Genomic DNA, 16,450 nt, shown 5'->3' with positions numbered 1-16,450 from the left:
CCCCTTTTTAATGAAAAAGAGACTGCTCAAACCACCGTATAACAATGGCGAGATTATTTTTCTGCCTGAGCCGGAGGGATTTTTCGGACGGGTCTCGGAATCACACAGAATTGGAGTGGCCCACCAGCCTTATTTTTTTCACCCCGGGATAGCCGTTAAATTCCTCGCCCTTGAAGCTGCGCCCCGCGGCAAAAAGGAGATCGTCTTTCTGGATACGGAGCGGGTGCGTATAGGGGCGAAGGTCCCGGGTTGTGTTTCGCCGCGCCCCCCCGGCCGCGATTGGCGCGCCCCTCGTGATGCGGCGCGCCCGTGGAGCGGCGAAGCCGCGCCCGGGGTTGTGGAGTTCATCACGACGGATCGGCTGCTGTACGATTACCCAGCGCCCTCGGAAGACTCATGTGGTGAGTTCCTCGGCAGGATTGAGGCGGCGCTCCGGAAGGTATCGCAGGGGGGATTTGAAAAATGCCTTCCCAACTTTTTGACGTTCAAAGAAATTATCATGGCCAAGACCGGCAGGAAACTTCTCAGGGAGATACTCGCGGAGAGCTTCATCGAGTATTACGGGCTGCGGATGCCGTGCCATTTTCTCTCGGACATCCTCGGGGGGAAGGAGTTTCGCGATCTTTTCTCGCGGATCTACGTGGATCAAAAAAGATTCAGGGATGTTTTTAACAGCGCGCTTGATGAATACAGGGAGGAGTTCAGGTTCCGCTACAGGAATTTCCCGTTCCCCAAGCTCCGGGAAGAAGAGCTCCCCTTCTGGGTTGTTCACGAGGGCGTGCGGGCGAGGTGCTTCAAAAAAGACGTGGGTGCGTCGGGTGCGGAAAATCTCGGCATACTCCCCCGCGCGGCGGCGCTCACGCTCTTCCTGCGATTGTACAGGTTTGACTTCTTCATCCATGGCGTGGGCGGCTGGAACTACGAGTGGATCCAGGACAGGATCATCGAGCGGTTTTTCAAAGAGAGCCCGCCCCCCTATGCTGCGGCGAGCGGGACATTCCTCCTGGATCACCTGGCCGAGCGGGAATTTCCCTATTTCTTATTTAGCCCCGGGGAGATCAGCCAGCGAGTGCGGGAGTTCATGTCTCACGTTCCATAGCGCGTGCGCATTTGATATAACTAATGCGTGGCACATTCCTGGCTGCAGAGCGATAGAAAGAATAGGTCAGTGCGATGCGCTACGCCATATTTGGCGATATCCACGGCAATACCGACGCGCTGAGCGCGGTCTTCGCCGACATTGAGCGCGCGGGCGCGGACCGCTATCTTTGCCTGGGGGATGTAGTGGGCTATGGGGCGGAGCCGGAGAAGTGTATCGCGGAGCTGCGGTCTCGCGGGATCGAGACTGTTCTGGGGAACCATGATTCTGCCGCAGTGGGCGACACGCCCCTGGACTACTTTAACGAATACGCGAAAGAGGCCGTCACCTGGACCGCGAGGAGACTGAGCGGGGATGACACGGCCTACCTCAAACATCTTCCGGTTACGAGGGGTTATGACGGTTTCGCGATCGTACATTCTTCGCTCTCCAGTCCAAAAGAGTGGGGGTACGTTATTGATCTCATGTCTGCCCAACGATGCTTTGAACTCCTCACGGCCAAACTGTGCTTTATCGGCCATTCACACGTGCCCGTCATCTTTCAGGAGAGAGGCTCAATCAGCTGTTATCGCGCGCGCGACATGGCCGTGGAGAAGGACGCCCGGTACATTATCAATGTGGGGAGCGTGGGACAGCCGAGGGACGGGGACCAACGGGCGAGCTATGGAATATACGATGCGGCGAAAATGAGGTTTGAGATCAGGCGGGTGGCCTATGATGTGAAAAAGGCCCAGGATAAGATCATTTCGGCAGGCCTGCCGAGATTCCTGGCGCTCCGCCTGGGGGTAGGACGCTGACATGGCACGACCCTACGCACTGCTCGCGTTCTTGTGGGCGCTGGCGATCCTCATCGCGTCATCCGCGCCGCTCCAGCCCCGGGTGTGCGCGTTGTTCCCACACGAGGACAAGCTGCTGCATTTTCTCGAGTTCGCCCTTCTGGCGGCCATGGTGTACAAGGCGTTCATACACTCGTCGAAGATGCGCATCGCCTGGCAGGCTGCCGTATTGACGCTCCTGATCGTGGTGCCCTATGGCGCGGCGCTTGAGCTGTACCAGTGGTGTATTCCATACCGCGAGTGCAGCCTTCTCGATTTTCTCGCAAACTGCGCGGGTGCTGTGTGTGCGGTGTTTCTCGCGAAAGGATCCGATGGACAGAGAAAACGCCAAGCGTGAGATAGAAAAACTGAGGGCGGCGATCGAGCACCACAACTGGCGCTACTACGTGCTCGACGACCCCGAGATATCCGACGCGCAGTACGACGACCTCATGCGCCTTCTGACGGATCTGGAGGAGCAATTCCCTGAGTTCAGGACGCCCACCTCGCCCACGCAGCGGGTGGGAGCGGCGCCGCTCGATGAGTTCGCCCAGGTGCGGCACAGTACCCCGATGCTCAGCCTCAGTAATTCGACGGGCGAGAACGAGACGAGGGAATTCGACAGAAAGGTCAAGCGTTTTCTCAGGCGTGCGGAGGATGAGCGCGTTGAGTATGTGGCTGAGCCGAAATTCGACGGATTGGGGATCGAGCTCGTCTATGAAAAGGGGATGTTTGTGGTGGGATCGACAAGGGGCGATGGCGTCACCGGCGAGGATGTGACGACCAACCTGAAGACTATCCGCGCGTTGCCGCTCAGGCTCAGGGGGAAGGGTGCGGATCTGCCCCGCCGGCTCGAGGTGCGCGGCGAGGTCTACATGGATATCAAAAACTTTGAGGCGTTGAACAGAAAGAGGGAGAAGCGGGGCGAGCCGCTTTTCGCGAATCCCCGCAACGCTGCCGCCGGCTCGCTCCGGCAGCTCGACCCGTCAATCACCGCGGGGCGCCCCCTCAATGTTTTCATCTACGCGCTCGGGAAGGTAGAGGGGTGGAGGTTCGAGAGCCAGTGGGATTTCCTCCAGCAGCTGCCGAAGTGGGGCCTGAGGGTGAATGGCCACGTCCGGAAGTGCTGTGGCATAGAGGAGGCGATCGACTACTGCGCCGAGATGCTGCCCGTCAGGGAAAAACTCCCCTACGAGATTGACGGCGTGGTGGTCAAGGTGAACAGTTTCGCCCTGCAGGAGAGGCTCGGCATCATCAGCCGCAGCCCGCGCTGGGCGGTCGCCTATAAGTTCCCCCCCAAGCAGGAGACGACGCTGATCCTGGATATCGTCGCGCAGGTGGGACGGACGGGCGCGCTGACGCCCGTGGCGATCATGGAGCCCGTGCGCATCGGCGGCGTCGAGGTGAAACGGGCGACGCTCCACAACCAGGATGAGGTGGACCGAAAGGACGTGCGGGTGGGTGACACGGTCGTCGTGCAGCGCGCCGGGGACGTGATCCCCGAGGTGGTCAAGATGATCGCGGGCAAACGGCCTGCCGGCGCGAAACGGTATACGCTGCCGAAGAAGTGCCCCGTGTGCGGCGCGGATGTGGTGAGGCTTGAGGGGGAGGCGGTAGCGCGCTGCACGGGCATCTCATGCCCGGCGCAGCTCAAGGAGAATATCCGGCACTTCGCCTCACGCCGGGCGATGGATATTGACGGTCTCGGGGAAAAGCTGATCGAGCAGCTTGTGGACACGGGCACGGTGAAGAGCGTCGCGGACCTGTACTATCTCACGAAGGAGGACATCCTCTCGCTCGAGCGCATGGCGGAGAAGTCGGCAACCAATCTCCTCGAGGCTATTGACACGAGCCGCGACACGACGCTCGAGCGGCTCATCTTCGGCCTTGGCATCAGGCACGTCGGCGAGCACGTCGCGAAAGTTCTGGCAAAGACATTCGGCTCCCTGGATAAGCTTGAGAAGGCTGGCGAGGAAGATCTCATGGCCACCAGGGAAATAGGCCCGCAGATCGCCCAGAGCATCGCGACCTTCTTCCGCCAGAAGGAGAACACAGCGGCCATCGAAAGGCTTATGAAGGGCGGCGTGCGCTACGCTACGGTAAAGAAGCCGGCGACGGGTGCACTGGACGGGAAGACGTTTGTGTTCACGGGAACCCTGGAGAAATTCAGCAGGGAGGAAGCCGAAAAGCTCGTCGAGGACGCCGGCGGCCGCGCCTCGGGAAGCATCAGCGCAAAGACAGGCTACGTCGTCGCCGGCGCCGATCCCGGTTCCAAGTACGAGAAGGCGAAGGGGCTCGGCGTGGCCATACTGACTGAGGGAGAGTTCGCCAAATTGCTGAAGAAGAAGTAAAAGCCAAACGAGGATGTACTGGGTCACTTATGGGGGAAAGTGCAGTATGTTGTGGTGTAGGGGCGCGATTCCCGTCTGGAGCCGGGCAGGTATCGCGCTTGCCCGTAAGGGCCCGAATTCGATAAAACTTGTCCTGAGCGCAGCCGAAGGATCGAACCCCTACAAATATGCACCCCGCATAACCAACTCATTACGCGGGGATGTACTATGGTGAACTATTGCTGCTCGGGGACAACCCGCGCCAATCGGCAATAATCCGCGGCTTATTTTTATACTGAACCTAACCTCCTCTTTTTTGCACTCAGAGCAACTGCGATAAGTACGACCGCAGTCGTGGCGGATACCACAAGCCCCACGCCAATCCCCGGCGGCCGATAGTTCAGGCGCACGGAGTGCTTCCCCGGCTCCAGGTAGATGCCCCGGAAAGTCGTATTGATCCTTGCCACTTCCACGCTCGCCCCATTGTCTGTCGCCCTCCATCCGGGAGCCCAGATCTCGCTCAGGCACAGGTAGGAGGGTCGGCGCGTTTCCATCTCCATGCTGATCAGGTCAGGCCCGTGGCGAGAAATCGGAACAGCGCGGTACGGTTCCCCCCCGTTGAGTGGTCGCGAACCGCGCGGGAGAAGGACCTCCTGGCGGAAATCGAGAGTGGTCATCCGTCGGTCTTCTTCCGGAGATTCGCAGACCTCGGCATCGGGGACGAGCCATGCATTGGGAAAGGAATCGGTGTTGCGGTACAGGAAAAGGCGGGGAAGGACTCCGGCTCCGAGAAACTGCCTGTACACCGGCACATCCCTGAACTCCTCGACGAGCGTGAGCGACGTCAGCGCACGCGGTGATTCAGAAATTAAGAAGTCCGTATTCAGAAGAGAGAGGAGCGATGGATGCTGGATGGAGGGGACCGTGATGCCCCACCTCGGCCAGGCTGTCTTTGATCGGCCGCGCAGCAGATCAATATAACGCACATACGACGTGAGATTGACGGGCGTATATCCGTCGACACGGGACACGCCAAGGCCTGTGCTCTGGAAGAACGGGAGGGCTGTCCAGAAGGGCGCTACGGGCCGCGCGGACATATCGAGAAGCCGGGACGTATGCCCTGCCCGTTCGAGAGACCGGTAAAGCATGGAAGGGGGGTAGATTTCCTCCATGGGGTGGACCTCGAGATACTGTTGCCCGAAGTAAAAAAGATCGGCGTATGCAGCCGCGAGCAGGAAAATGCTGAATATATGGAGTGGTATCCTCCGGTTATCCCTGAGGATGAAGAGGGCAGAAAGCACCGTCATAATCATAGATTGGAACACCAGCGAGCTGAGCATGGCCGTTTTGAAAGAAGATGCCTCTCGCCGCAGCGTGTGCATATCGAGGATGCCGAGCTGCCCGCTCCCGAAGAAGCTGGAGAATCGTTGGCAATAGTTGTGCATGAGGGTGCCTATGTCTTCTCGGGAGAGCCGCGCAAATGCACTGCACAGCATAATAATGGCGATGAGTAAAACGCAGAGCCAGAATCGGGCGGCACGGCTCCCTTCACCCGGTGAATGGGAGAAGGAGAAAACGTGCAGCCCCCGCCCCGCGAGCAGTGCGGCAAAAAAGGGGAAGAAGAAGAGCATGCGCCCGGGGTTGCGGAACGGTGTGATCGCGGGGAAGATCATGTTCAAGAGGAGGTGGAGTGGTTTCAGCTCCCGGAGGGAAAAGAGCAGCGTGACGACGGTGAGCGAGCCCCAGAGGCGGAGGTCGCGGCGTGATGATTTTTGGAAAAGCATCCATGCAATGACCATGAGCGGCGCGAGGCCGACGTAGAGAGCGGATTCCCACGGGAGCTCAGTGGAAGGGGTGAAATCGCTGAGAAGGTACGGATTGAGCAGAAGACTCAGGTTTGACAGGGCCGGCATCAGGGAGAACTGGGCTTTGCCGAGAGGCAGTGATCGCGTGAGCAGTGGGTAGAGATGGCATGCGGGGATGATATAGAATGCGGAGAGCGGGAGAGAGAGGATCATTCCGACAAGAACGGAGCGAAGTGCCTTCCCGGGTGAAGTGACTGCCCTCATCTGATCGGGGGTGCAACGGCATCTTAGCAGCGAAAAGAGAATTACCAATAGTACTGAGTAGATATACATCTGTATTTCGCCCGTCAGCAGTGCGAGCGTCATGCATGCCGCCATGGTCAATGACGCGCGCCGGTCGGGGCTGGTGATGCATCGTTCGGCGCAAATAAAAAAGAGCGGAATGTAAGCAAGATAGACCACATTGGGATATGCCCCCGCCTGAACCTGGGAGAGGCTCCTTGCGCCGAGTGAAAAAACGAGTGCGGCGAAGAGCGACGCGGTGCGGGCGCAGCCGATCTGCCGCGCGAACGCATAAGTCAATGCGCCGGCAAGAAAGATATGTAGAAAGAATCCAACATTCATTGCCAGGGGGGGAGTAAGCCAGATCAGCAGCAGGTGCGGAAAGGCGAATGTGAGATAGAGCGGGTTCGGAAAGGCGGGAGTCCCCGCGCATTCATGGGGATTCCAGAGAGGGAGGCGCTTATCCTGAAAGAGCGATTGCCTGATGAAGAGCTGGTGGGGGAGATGCTGCGTGATTACGTCGCTGTATTTTGAAACCAGCAGGTTCGAGGAGGTGAAGGTGGCGGGCGGGAAGAGGAGTGCCTGCAAGATCAGCAGTGCCCCTAGAGAAAATAAATCGGTTCGGCAAATTTTCATTGGTGATAGTGTGATATGAAATTAGGATAACACGAGAGGCATCTCTGTCAATGCGAATGTATTAGGGGCGGATAGAGCGCTCTGCATATCATGTTGTGATTGACGTGCTCATTTCGCTGTGGAATATAATCGTAATGTCTGGGAATTGTTAACTATACTCGGTATAATGATTGTGTATAGCGATAATATAACCTCACAAGAGAGGAGGAACGGCTATGAAGATGCAAGGGTTTTTATTGGCAGCTGTTGCGATGATTATCCTCACAGGCAGCGGAATGTGTCAGGTCTGGGAAGGCGCCCAGCCTATTGATCCAGGGTCGGGTGATCCTTTTAATTTACCGCAGATCTCGATGGGACCGAACGGTAGCGCCATAGCAATCTTTCGTGATTGGAACGGAGCGGGGAATCGTATCTACGTGAATCACTATGTTCCCGGCTCAGGCTGGAGTACGCCTGTGGCGGTAGATAGCAACCTGGGAGGATCTACAAACACCCCCGGGATATCGATAGGTCAGAACGGCAATGCCATGGCCGTGTTTGTAGAGAGCACAGCATTGGGTAATTACCACGCCTGTGCGAATTACTATGTGTCCGGATGGACATGGACCAGAGCGAGCATTATTGATGCGAATGCCGGTGGTACGGAGGCATTGTCCCCGCATGCCGCCCTTGATGCGAGCGGTAATGCGCTTGCAGTATTCTCCTATGGTCCAATTTCTGCAGATCGTATGTACGGGAGGCGCTATGATGCGGGAAGTTCGAGCTGGCCTGCTCCTCAGGTCCAGATAGACAATTCCACCTGGGGTTTAGCATATAAGCCTCAACTGGCAATGAATTCAAGCGGTAATGCTGTCGCAGTATTTGAACAGCTTCACGGAGCGGTACAGCAAATCAATGCGACACGTTATGTTGCTGGAGGGGGTTGGATAACGCCCCCTGCACAGCTAAGTGACGGAAGCAAGGGTTATGCGTTTGATCCCCAGATAGCGGCTGGTCCGAACGATGAGTTTATCGCAGTTTTCTGGCAAAGAGATAGCGATACCCTCCCCTATGCATACCACGTATACGCGAGCCGCTTTGACAGCTCGAGTTGGGGGGGATTTGAAAGGATAGACGATCCCTCGGCAGGATATTCATCTTATCCTCAAATTGCATACAGTGCGGATGGAAGCGCAATCGCGGTTTTTATACAGATTGTTGGCGCGGCCAATCGTATTTACGCCAACCGCTTTCAAAGCTCAAGCTGGACAGGGGCGGTGGTGATAGATGCGGGGACAGGAGCAAATGCAGATGTCCCGCAGGTGGCCATGGATGCGTATGGCAACGCCCTGGCTGTATTCAAACAGAGCGACGGATCATATTCTCGAGTCTATGCGGCATACTACACGCCTGGTTCCGGCTGGGGCACCGCCGCGATAATAGATGCGGCGACGGGTAAAGAAGCAGCGAATCCGCATATCGCCTCTGATGCAGAGGGCAACGCCATCGCGGTATTTACACAGAGAGATCCGTCGAATAACGGCCGCGTCTATGCGAACCGTTTCATTCCCCCCACGCCGACGCCGACCATGACCCCGACGCCAACAGCCACGCCGACCCCCGTAATCGATCTCACTCCGAACAAGAATGTCTTCTCGACAAAAGACCGGATCGAGGTGAGGGCGAATGTGCAGCCGATCTCGATAAAATGCTATCCGTTCATCAGGGTCATCCTGCCGAACGGGAGGACGCTCTACTACGTGCGTGGGAAGGGATTTGTGAGAGGCCCCGCCGGGTATCTCGGGAACAAGCCGCTCACAGTCGGCAAGGCGATTTACAATTACCTGGCCCTCGCGGCGAACTTCTCAGCCCTTGCCAAAGGCACATACTACCTCGAGGGAGGCGCGGTGGACGCGACGCAGACGACCTCTGTCAACAATCTTGTCTATGTGGATGGGGTTGATCGAGAAACGCTCACGGTGCAATAAGACACCGCTCATCGCTCGGGGTCCGTCGTTCCTAGCCCTACGTTTATATAAGGCCAGCGTAGATTTACAGCCGCGGATTTGCGCGGATTGCTCTTTTAACATACCCGCGTCCACTCTGTATTACAAGTGTGTAAAACTTTTTTATTTGAGAAAGTTTTTCAAACTGCATGATGATCTTTTTACCACTGAATAATCTGTGTTCATCTGTGTCTATCTGTGTGAATCTGTGTCACACGTCAATCTCTGTGTCCTCTGTGCTCTCTGTGGTTCCTGGTTTCTGGTGAGTAATCTGCGTTTATCTGCGTGCATCCTGTTCCAGAAGTTCTCCTCCCTTCATTAGCTGCCGCTCCGTTTCCTCTTGTCCATCCACTTTTTTCCTGATATAGTACGGCTTTCTCGCGCTGGAGACTGCAGCACCTCTGTAGCCGACAAGTTATGTGTCGGCTATGGCATTGTTGCGCTATTCCAGGACAGAAGCAAAGAAAGGACATTACTCATGAAGGGAGTTCCAGTAGAAAAGGTCAGGACGATCACGCTCATCGGCCACGGGGGGTGCGGAAAAACGAGCCTCCTGGATGCGATGATGTTTCTCAGCGGGGCGCATGATCGCCATGGCAGGGTTGACGCTGGATCATCCATTGGGGACACGAGCGACGAGGAGCGGTCGCGCAAGATCAGCATCCAGTCGCACCCGCTCCACTGCACGTGGAAGGAACACAGTATCTTCATCATCGACACGCCCGGGTACGCGGATTTTATCGGGGACGTGGCGTGCAGCCTGCGCGTCGCCGACGCGGCGCTGGTGGTGGTTGACGCGGTGTCCGGCGTCGATGTCGGCACCATGCGCGTCTGGAAATTCGCCGATGTGCACCGCCTGCCGCGGATGATCGTGATCAGCAGGCTTGATAAGGAAAACGCGGACTACGGGAGATGCCTGGAATTCATCAGGCACAATTTTGGAGAGAAGTGCGTCCCCCTCTTCTTCCCCGTCGGGAAGCAGAGCGCCCTCAGCGGCGTCGCGGATTTGCTTTCAGGAAAAGGCGCGGAGGCGCTCGATGCCGACGCGAAGGCAATGGCAGCCAAGATCAAGGAAAAACTGGTGGAGGCGGCGGCGGAAACAGACGACTCGCTCCTCGAGAAGTACCTCGAGGCGGGCAGCCTCTCGCCGGAGGAACTGGCCCCTGCTCTGCGGAGGGCGGTACAGGCCGGCTCCCTTGTCCCCGTGCTCTGCGTTTCTGCTGAAAAAGAAACCGGGATTCGGGAGCTCCTCGACACCATCTGCACGCTGCTCCCCTCGCCCGCTGACAGTGGGGAGATCAAGGTCGGTGAGGCCGTCATCAAACCAGCGCCGCAGGAACCCTTCAGCGCCCTGGTGTTCAAGAGCGTCACGGACCCGTTCGTGGGACAATTGACCTATTTCAGGATCTATTCCGGCACGATCCAGTCGAACACATCCTTCTATAACGCCTCCGTCCAGAAGAGCGAGCGCTTCGGGCACCTCTACCTGATCAAGGGGAAGGAACAGATCTCCGTCGAAGAGGGCGGCCCCGGGGATATCATCGCCGTCGCGAAACTCAAGAATACATTGGTGGGCAACAGCCTCACGGCGGAGGGCCGACCGGTCGAGTTCCCTCCGCTCTGGCTGCCGAAGCCGGTGATTTCATTCGCGGTCTACTCGAAGAAGCGCGGAGAGGAGGAGAAAATTGCCACCGGCCTCCACCGGATCACGCAGGACGATCCGACGCTCAAGGCAGTCCGGAACAGCGAGACGAAGGAGTTTATCCTGACGGGGATGGGCGACCTGCACATCGAGACGGCGGTCCAGAGGCTGAAGAACAAGTTCGGGGTGGAGGTTGACCTGCGCACGCCCGCCGTCCCCTACAAGGAAACCATTATGATACCCGCCGAGGGGCACGAGCGGCACAAGAAGCAGACCGGCGGCCGCGGCCAGTACGCCGAGGTGTTCCTCAAGGTCGAGCCGATGGGGAGGGGGAGCGGGTTCGAGTTCGTGGACGACATCGTCGGCGGAACGATCCCGAAGAGTTTCCTCCCCGCGATCGAGAAGGGGGTGCGGGGGGCGACGGGGGCCGGGGTCGTCGCGGGCTTCCCGGTCGTGGACTTCCGCGTCAGCTGCTACGACGGGTCCTTTCACGACGTCGACTCGTCCAACATGGCGTTCGAGCTCGCGGGGTCGAAGGCGTTCAAGGACGGGATGGCCAAGGCGCGGCCTATCCTCCTCGAGCCGATCTATAATCTCGAGGTGACCGTCCCCGCTGAGTACATGGGCGCGATTACCGGGGACCTGAACAGCAAGCGCGGGCGCATCATGGGGATGGAGCAGATCGGTGAACTTCAGAAGATCAAGGCGCAGGTCCCCCTCGCCGAGATGCTCCGCTACTGCACGGAGCTCCGGTCGCTCACCGGCGGGCGCGGCACGTTTGAAATGGAGTTCTCCTCCTATGAGGAGCTTCCCTCCGCGCTGATCCCCAGAATTGTCGCCCAGTTCCAGGCGAAGAAGGAAGAGAAGTAACGGCATCCTTCGGATGCCGAATTGTAAATTGTAAATTGGAAAGTGCAAATTTGAAATTTCCAATCTGCAATCTGCAATGGAGCGAAGCAACGTGATCCCTTCCTACCTGAATCTCCATCGCTCGGGTGAACTCGCGCACCGTCTCGAACACGCCCGCGAGCTCCAGTCTCCCTGCCGCCTCTGCCCTCGCGGGTGCGGAGCGGTGCGGGCGAGGGGGGAGAAGGGGTTCTGCCGGTCTGGCGTGGCCGCGAAGGTCTTCCGGTACGGGCCGCATTTCGGCGAAGAGCCGCCCCTCACGGGATCGGGCGGTTCGGGTACGGTATTTTTGAGCGGCTGCACGATGCGCTGCGCCTATTGCCAAAATTATAAATTCAGCCAGGAGGGAGAAGGCGCCGAGGTGTCGTCAGAGGAGCTCGCCCTGATGTTCCTCGCGCTGAAACAGCAGGGGTGCCACAACGTCAACTGGGTCACCCCGTCGCATTTTTTGCCGCAGATCCTCTCCGCCCTCGCCCTCGCGGCGGGTGAGGGTTTTGATCTCCCCATCGTTTACAATACGAGCGGGTACGAGTCACTCGAAACACTCCGCATCCTCGACGGCTGCGTGGATATCTACCTTGCCGATATGCGGTATAATTCACCTGATAGAGCGGCCAGATATTCCGGCGCCCGTGACTACCCCGTGATCAACCGAGCCGCCATCCGTGAGATGTGGGAGCAGGTTGGCGGGCTCGCGACTGATGAGTCTGGTATTGCCAGGAAGGGATTGATCATCAGGCATCTCGTCCTCCCCAATGACCTGAGCGGCACGCCCGAGATCTTTCGGTTCATAGCTCAGGAGATTTCTCCCCGGGCGGCGGTGAGCCTGATGAGCCAGTACACACCGTGCCATCGTGCCTCCCGCGATGCCTTGCTGGGGCGGCCGGTGACCGAGGATGAGTTTTCCGAGGGGGTCGACGCCCTCGCGATGTACGGGTTGGAAAACGGATGGATTCAGGAGTGGTCCCATGCAGAGGGGGAGGAGCAGTTTGTAGGAGCGGCGATGGAGGGCAATGTGTGACAAAAGCAGTTTTGGGTTACTGGTTTCTGGTGATAGAGAGCAGCACAGAGCTGATGCGTAATTCTGCTTCTGTGGGCGCGTGAAATGGGCTAAAATTCTGGAGGATCAAGAGATCTTTCACCAAACTGGAGGAAGGCGATTATGAGCGGACATTCAAAATGGGCGAGCATCAAACACAAGAAGGGCGCGCTCGACGCGAAGCGGGGGCAGATATTCTCAAAGATCGTGCGCGAGATCTCCGTGGCGGCGCGGGCCGGCGGCGGCGACCCCGACAGCAATCCCCGCCTGCGCGCGGTCATCCTCAATGCGAAGGCGGTCAATATGCCTTCCGACAATGTCGAGAAGGCGATCAAAAAAGGGACCGGCGAGCTGCCTGGCGTGAGCTACGAGGAGGTCGCCTACGAGGGGTACGGTCCGGGTGGAGTGGCGATCATGGTAAATTGCCTCTCTGACAATAAAAACCGCACCGCCTCGGAAATCCGCAATATCTTTGACAAGAAGAACGGGCATATGGGAGGGGCGGGTTCCGTCGCCTGGAACTTTATTAAGAAGGGGATGATCACGGTGGACAAAAAGGTGATCGATGAGGAAAAGCTCTTCTCGATCGCCCTTGAAGCGGGCGCGGAGGATTTCAGCGCTGAGGAGAAGGATGTCTTCGAGATCTACACGGTTCCCGACAAGCTCGAGGGGGTGAAGCGCGCGCTCGATGGGAAAGGGATTAAATACTCCGTCGCCGAGATCTCGCTCGTGCCCAAGAGCACCATCCGGGTGGCCGGGAAAGAGGCGCACCAGCTCCTCGAGCTGATGGGGGAGCTCGAAGATCACGATGACGTGCAGAGCGTCTCTTCGAATTTTGATATTCCCGATGAGATACTCGAGGAGGTGGAGAAGCAGTAGGACTGCAATGGAGCGAAGCGACGTGAGAATTATCGGCGTGGATCCCGGAACACTGGTGACAGGCTACGGGATCATAGAGAGGAAGGGATCCCGGCTCTCCTACGTGGGAGGGGGCTGCATCCACAACCGCAGCGGCACTCCCCTCCCCGATAGATTTTTAAAGATATATCGTGAGCTTAAAAAAGTATTCGAGTCGTACACACCTGACCAGATGGCGGTGGAGGGGCTCTTTTTCTGCAAGAATGTGAAGGCCGCACTCAAGCTGGGAGAGGCGCGGGGGATCGCCATCCTGGTCGCCGCGGAGAAGGGCGTTGAGGTGTTTGAGTACGCCCCCCGCCGGGTGAAGCAGGCAGTGCTCGGCAGGGGCGGCGCCCAGAAGCAGCAGGTCCAATTCATGGTGAAGCAGATCCTGAACATGCGCGAGGAACCGCGTCCCGCTGATGCCGCCGATGCCCTCGCGCTCGCCGTCTGCCATGCGCATACCACGCGGTAAGGAATAAGCAATTTTAACCACAGATGAACACAGATACACACAGATACTTACGACGGTTGAAAGTGTAAAGTTGGAAGTGCAAAGGAGACAATGTGCCGTACGCCTTATTAGACCTTAAGGATGTAGTTGTTTTTCGATCTGTGTTCATCAGTGTTCATCCGTGTTTATCTGTGGTTACACGTTAAAGGTGACATGATAACGTTTTTGCATGGGGAACTCCTCGGGGCTCAGCCGACCGGCATCGTCGTCGGAGTGAACGGCGTCGGTTATGAGCTGGTGATACCGCTGAGCAGCTTCGACCGCTTGCCGAAGAAGGGTGAGCGCATCACGATACTCACGCACCTCCACGTCAGGGAAGACGGGATGGTGCTCTATGGCTTCATGACGGAGGAGGAGCGGAGCCTCTTCCGGCTGCTGCTGGGGGTTTCGGGGATCGGCCCGAAGATTGCGATGAGCATTTTGAGCGGCATCTCTCCCCAGAATTTTTGCGCGGCGGTGAGCCAGGGCAGCGCTCACATGCTCGCCGTGGTGCCCGGGATAGGGAGGAAGAAGGCCGAGCGCCTCATCGTCGAGCTGAAGGATAAGATCGGAAGACTGGAGGCCGTCGCGGGAAGACCTGGGGTGTCTCCCCATGACCGGGTGATAGACGACGCCGTGCGCGCCCTCATTTCGCTCGGCTACACGCACTCAGAAGCGCAGAAGGCGATCCACGCGGCGCTGCAGAGGATAGGCACGCCGGGGGACGTGGAGAAGCTCATCCGCGAGGCGCTGAAACCGGCGTGAGGCAGAGCACTGAGCAGATGTATGATATGCAATATAACTCAAGAAGCATTACAGGAAATCAAAACCGCAAACTTCAAAATCCGAAACAAAACCCAAATCCAAAATCAGAAAGGACATATTCATGCGCAGCCGATGATCAGGTTATGCTGGATTGGGATTTTGATGTTGGAAGTTGGAATTTGTTTTGAAGTTTGAGGTTTGGATTTGGAAGTTCGTGCCTATCTGGCGAGTGAGGGAGCACTGATGGAACCGGTGGTGGTGTACACTCATAAATACCTCTCCATGGCGGAGATGGTGCGAAATATACTGTCGGCCGAAGGGCTGACGGCGATCGTGCGCGCGCGCGATCCGTTCGGGGCATTTGCGTCAGGGCCGCACCTGGCCATGTACCAGCCCACGCCCTGTTCCCTCTACCACGTGCTGGTCCCTGATGCGCAGGCGGGCGAGGCGCGGGAACTGATCGAGGGCATTGCGCAGGATGCGCGCGGCGCGGATATGGATAATGGTCGTGCGATCACACCCGGGGAGCACGGAGACAATGGCTGAGCAGTTCATTCAGAAGGCGCTGCACGAAAAAGACGTCCAGCTTGACCTCACCTTGCGGCCTGCCGACTTCAACGATTTCATCGGCCAGGAGAAAATCAAGGAGCGCCTTGGGATTTTTATACGTGCCGCGCGCGAGCGTGGCGAGGCGCTCGAGCACACGCTCTTTTCCGGGCCGCCGGGGCTGGGGAAGACGACGCTCGCCTATATCATCGCGAAAGCGATGGGAGCGAATATCAAGGCGACCTCGGGGCCGGTGATCGAGAAGGCGGGCGACCTCGCGGGCCTCCTCACCAATCTTGAGCAGGGCGATATCATCTTCATCGACGAGATACACCGCTTGAGTAAAGTAATTGAGGAATACCTCTACCCCGCGATGGAGGACTTCACGCTGGATATCATCATCGACCAGGGGCCGAACGCGCGGAGCGTCCGCCTCAACCTGGCCCGCTTCACGCTCATCGGCGCCACGACGAGGAGCGGCCTGCTCAGCGCCCCCCTCCGCTCGCGCTTTGGGATGGCGGTCCGGCTGGACTACTATTCGGTGACGGACCTGGAGCAGATCATTCTCAGGAGCGCCCGAATCCTGAACGTCGAGATCACGAAGGAGGGCGCGGCGGAGGTCGCCCGCCGCTCGCGCGGGACTCCCCGCATCGGTAACAATCTCCTGCGCCGCGTCCGTGACTACGCCCAGGTGAAGGCGGGGAACAGGATCACGCCCGAGGTGGCTGATGCGGCGCTCGCGATGCTCGATGTGGACGAGCATGGTCTGGATGAGATGGATAAGCGGCTCATCAGAACGATCATCCATCATTTCAGCGGCGGCCCCGTGGGGATCGGGAGCCTTGCGGTTGCCGTGGGGGAGGAGGCGGGTACGCTCGAGGAGGTGTATGAGCCCTACCTGATCCAGCAGGGATACCTCAAGCGGACGTCTCAGGGGCGCATGGCGACAGATAAGGCATACGCGCAGTTCGGCGTGAAGGGGAAAGACCGCCCATCCCAGGGCGAGATGTTCTGAGGCACATTCCACCGACGGGGTGGAATATCATGGATCAATTATGGGGGTTATATTATTAAACCCGAAATCGGCGAGTAAGGTTGCAAAAAACATTTTAGCAGCCGAAAACAAGCCTCCATCCTTGTAGCAGATGTGATGGAAAGGATCTGTAGTCCGAAAAGGCACGCAGATGGCGTATATACACAGACTGCTCCC

General features: G+C 58.0%; 13 protein-coding genes. 12 read left to right on the top strand and 1 reads right to left on the bottom strand.

The features are described from left to right. The first annotated feature begins 10 nt into the window (after positions 1 to 10). The 4 genes from NTX71_06955 (at position 11) to ligA (ending at position 4,265) form a co-directional block, all read left to right on the top strand. The gene (locus tag NTX71_06955) at positions 11 to 1,099 is read left to right on the top strand and encodes a hypothetical protein (protein MCX6339643.1); all 1,089 of its coding nucleotides are present in this window, start codon (positions 11 to 13) and stop codon (positions 1,097 to 1,099) included. Positions 1,100 to 1,173: 74 nt separating this feature from the next. Then, positions 1,174 to 1,896, top strand: coding sequence for a metallophosphoesterase family protein (locus tag NTX71_06950; GenBank protein MCX6339642.1), 723 nt, complete (start codon positions 1,174 to 1,176; stop codon positions 1,894 to 1,896). A gap of 1 nt (position 1,897) precedes the next feature. Next, on the top strand, positions 1,898 to 2,272 hold the full coding sequence (locus NTX71_06945) for a VanZ family protein (protein MCX6339641.1): 375 nt from the start codon (positions 1,898 to 1,900) through the stop codon (positions 2,270 to 2,272). Next, positions 2,247 to 4,265: an NAD-dependent DNA ligase LigA gene (ligA, locus tag NTX71_06940; protein MCX6339640.1), complete on the top strand. Its 2,019-nt coding sequence runs from the start codon at positions 2,247 to 2,249 to the stop codon at positions 4,263 to 4,265. Before NTX71_06945 ends, ligA begins: the two co-directional genes overlap by 26 nt. A 269-nt stretch (positions 4,266 to 4,534) precedes the next feature. Here the strand turns inward: ligA and NTX71_06935 are convergent, their stop codons facing one another. Beyond that, on the bottom strand, positions 4,535 to 6,919 hold the full coding sequence (locus tag NTX71_06935; GenBank protein MCX6339639.1) for a YfhO family protein: 2,385 nt from the start codon (positions 6,917 to 6,919) through the stop codon (positions 4,535 to 4,537). A gap of 1,355 nt (positions 6,920 to 8,274) precedes the next feature. On the opposite strand from NTX71_06935, the gene NTX71_06930 reads away from it, so the two are divergent. The 8 genes from NTX71_06930 to ruvB all read left to right on the top strand — a co-directional run bounded on the left by NTX71_06930 (position 8,275) and on the right by ruvB (position 16,255). Further along, on the top strand, positions 8,275 to 8,934 hold the full coding sequence (locus NTX71_06930) for a hypothetical protein (protein ID MCX6339638.1): 660 nt from the start codon (positions 8,275 to 8,277) through the stop codon (positions 8,932 to 8,934). A 496-nt stretch (positions 8,935 to 9,430) separates the two neighbouring features. Then, a complete protein-coding gene (gene fusA, locus NTX71_06925) occupies positions 9,431 to 11,464 on the top strand; it encodes an elongation factor G (protein ID MCX6339637.1) in 2,034 nt (677 codons plus the stop codon). Between the two features lie 91 nt (positions 11,465 to 11,555). Further along, positions 11,556 to 12,521, top strand: a complete 966-nt coding sequence (locus tag NTX71_06920; GenBank protein ID MCX6339636.1) for a 4Fe-4S cluster-binding domain-containing protein — start codon at positions 11,556 to 11,558, stop codon at positions 12,519 to 12,521. 141 nt (positions 12,522 to 12,662) lie between these two features. Then, positions 12,663 to 13,418, top strand: a complete 756-nt coding sequence (locus NTX71_06915; GenBank protein MCX6339635.1) for a YebC/PmpR family DNA-binding transcriptional regulator — start codon at positions 12,663 to 12,665, stop codon at positions 13,416 to 13,418. Between the two features lie 22 nt (positions 13,419 to 13,440). Further along, the gene (gene ruvC / locus NTX71_06910; protein MCX6339634.1) at positions 13,441 to 13,911 is read left to right on the top strand and encodes a crossover junction endodeoxyribonuclease RuvC; all 471 of its coding nucleotides are present in this window, start codon (positions 13,441 to 13,443) and stop codon (positions 13,909 to 13,911) included. 192 nt (positions 13,912 to 14,103) lie between these two features. Continuing rightward, a complete protein-coding gene (gene ruvA / locus NTX71_06905) occupies positions 14,104 to 14,694 on the top strand; it encodes a Holliday junction branch migration protein RuvA (GenBank protein MCX6339633.1) in 591 nt (196 codons plus the stop codon). A gap of 243 nt (positions 14,695 to 14,937) precedes the next feature. Beyond that, positions 14,938 to 15,240 (top strand): hypothetical protein, encoded by a 303-nt coding sequence (locus tag NTX71_06900; GenBank protein MCX6339632.1) that lies wholly within the window; start codon positions 14,938 to 14,940, stop codon positions 15,238 to 15,240. Then, the gene (gene ruvB, locus NTX71_06895; GenBank protein MCX6339631.1) at positions 15,233 to 16,255 is read left to right on the top strand and encodes a Holliday junction branch migration DNA helicase RuvB; all 1,023 of its coding nucleotides are present in this window, start codon (positions 15,233 to 15,235) and stop codon (positions 16,253 to 16,255) included. Before NTX71_06900 ends, ruvB begins: the two co-directional genes overlap by 8 nt. Positions 16,256 to 16,450 lie beyond the last annotated feature (195 nt).

The sequence above is a fragment of the Candidatus Auribacterota bacterium genome (assembly GCA_026392035.1).
Lineage (GTDB): Bacteria > Auribacterota > Tritonobacteria > UBA1439 > UBA1439 > JAPLCX01.
This window is presented reverse-complemented; position numbering and strand designations above follow the sequence as displayed.

Excerpts from the sequence above, each read along its gene's own strand:
- NTX71_06955 (MCX6339643.1), top strand. The coding sequence starts at position 11 with ATGAAAAAGAGACTGCTCAAACCACCGTATAACAATGGCGAGATTATT.
- NTX71_06950 (MCX6339642.1), top strand. The coding sequence starts at position 1,174 with ATGCGCTACGCCATATTTGGCGATATCCACGGCAATACCGACGCGCTG.
- NTX71_06945 (MCX6339641.1), top strand. The coding sequence starts at position 1,898 with ATGGCACGACCCTACGCACTGCTCGCGTTCTTGTGGGCGCTGGCGATC.
- ligA (MCX6339640.1), top strand. The coding sequence starts at position 2,247 with ATGGACAGAGAAAACGCCAAGCGTGAGATAGAAAAACTGAGGGCGGCG.
- NTX71_06930 (MCX6339638.1), top strand. The coding sequence starts at position 8,275 with ATGGATGCGTATGGCAACGCCCTGGCTGTATTCAAACAGAGCGACGGA.
- fusA (MCX6339637.1), top strand. The coding sequence starts at position 9,431 with ATGAAGGGAGTTCCAGTAGAAAAGGTCAGGACGATCACGCTCATCGGC.
- NTX71_06915 (MCX6339635.1), top strand. The coding sequence starts at position 12,663 with ATGAGCGGACATTCAAAATGGGCGAGCATCAAACACAAGAAGGGCGCG.
- ruvA (MCX6339633.1), top strand. The coding sequence starts at position 14,104 with ATGATAACGTTTTTGCATGGGGAACTCCTCGGGGCTCAGCCGACCGGC.
- NTX71_06900 (MCX6339632.1), top strand. The coding sequence starts at position 14,938 with ATGGAACCGGTGGTGGTGTACACTCATAAATACCTCTCCATGGCGGAG.
- ruvB (MCX6339631.1), top strand. The coding sequence starts at position 15,233 with ATGGCTGAGCAGTTCATTCAGAAGGCGCTGCACGAAAAAGACGTCCAG.